Here is a 1,572-nt window from a genome sequence, read left to right on the forward strand (position 1 = left end):
AGACATCACCCCCGTGACGACCGTGCCGCAGGTTGAAATAAACCGTGTAGGCCGTCGAAAGCGACTGCATGAATTTCGAGCAGTTCCCTTCCGACGTCTCGAACACCAGGCGAACGTGGTTCGTCAGCAGGCAGTACAGGTAGAGCCGTATGTGGTACTGCTCGACCCGGTCGGCCAGGCGGCTCAGAAATCGCTCGCGGTCCGCGTCGTCCTCGAACAGAAGGTTCTCTTCCTTCTTCCAGTCCCCCAGCATCCGAATCGCCACATGATAGATCGCTCCCGGAAATTCCACCCTCAAGTGTCGCGCCATGATCGAATCATGGCACACTCACCCCCGCCGCGCAACTATCTTTTATCTCAAGGTTGACCCCAATGCTTAAGGGGGGATTACGGTCGCAGGCGGATCGCTATCAATCGTCCACCCCAAGAACCAAGAATCGAGGGTATCCCGAGGACTGCATAGACAAGGAATTCGATCGGCCAAAGATTATGGGAACTTGGGTCTACCATCATCTCAAGAATTGCCGCTACCGGAAAAACAGCCACGGTGCCGACCGCGAGAACCAACCAATGATTGGGATTAAGAAGTCCCAACCCCACACCCAAGACAAACAGCGAGATCGCTGTCGGTAGAAATCGAAGGTTCTCCACGGAAGTTCGCAGAACGGCGAAAAGAGGTGCGTCATAGGATCGCGTAATCCCAGACAGAAACGCCGGAAGGACAACGCACAGGACGCCGCCGATAGCAGCCGCCAGGAAGAGAATAGCTGTGACGCCGATGGAGTTCTTAAGCATTGCGATATCAGTTGGTGCTGTGTTGCATATGCGGACTTTTGGGATCATCGAAGAATACGCCACACTTACCGCAGTAGTAATTCGGTTTGTTTGGGTCATCCTTCTTGCTCGTGCCACATCCGGTAACGCAGGACTTGGCGTCAGAATTGCATTGCTTACATTTCTTCGACGCACATGGATTGACCCACGAACTAGCCGTGCAGCCGTGATCTTTGAAGCACTTGTCATGTTGAGCACAGCACTGAAGAACACAAGGAGTCTCCAGCCCTCCGGGAACCCAGTCACAGCCCGGAGAATCCAATCCAAGATAATCGATTCTCGATGCGGGACTATTGTGCACAAAAAGGTAGAGCGGCTTTATGGCTGGATTGTGCAGGAGCGCTTCAAGCGATTTCCGAGCCTTCCATTCTTCGATCGATCTCGCCTCAAAGGCTTGGGATTGGTGCTCTGCTGCCACAGCCTTGCAGCCGCATTCCCTGTCACCAATTCCACCACAATGAGTATGTCCGATATCCGATGGTGAATCGTCCTTTAACCAAGAACCACATGAGACGTAGAACCCCTTCTCCCCGACGGGGTCTCGGCTAGTAAACCTCCCCAGCCCCGGTGAGTAGTATCTGTAGCCGTAGTAGAGCAGTCCGGTTTCCGTGTCGGTGTACTTGGAAGAGAAGCGGATATTGTTTGCCGCAGCCAGGGCGCCGGAGGAGGCGAGAAGCTTACCGTAGGGGTTGTACTGGTAGCGGGCCACGACCGCGCCGGAGGCGCCCGTGAGCGCCA

General features: G+C 54.8%; 3 protein-coding genes. All 3 read right to left on the minus strand.

The window, feature by feature from the left end; translation table 11 throughout:
* A partial coding sequence (locus QME66_13820) for a transposase (GenBank protein ID MDI6810018.1) occupies positions 1 to 310 on the minus strand: 310 nt, incomplete at its 3' end.
* 77 nt (positions 311 to 387) lie between these two features.
* Positions 388 to 795 (minus strand): hypothetical protein, encoded by a 408-nt coding sequence (locus QME66_13825; GenBank protein ID MDI6810019.1) that lies wholly within the window; start codon positions 793 to 795, stop codon positions 388 to 390.
* 7 nt (positions 796 to 802) lie between these two features.
* The coding region (locus QME66_13830; protein ID MDI6810020.1) for an RHS repeat-associated core domain-containing protein at positions 803 to 1,572 on the minus strand (770 nt) is incomplete at its 5' end.

The sequence above is a fragment of the Candidatus Eisenbacteria bacterium genome, assembly GCA_030017955.1.
In the GTDB taxonomy this organism is placed as follows: domain Bacteria; phylum Eisenbacteria; class RBG-16-71-46; order JASEGR01; family JASEGR01; genus JASEGR01.

Excerpts from the sequence above, each read along its gene's own strand:
- QME66_13825 (MDI6810019.1), bottom strand. The coding sequence starts at position 795 with ATGCTTAAGAACTCCATCGGCGTCACAGCTATTCTCTTCCTGGCGGCT.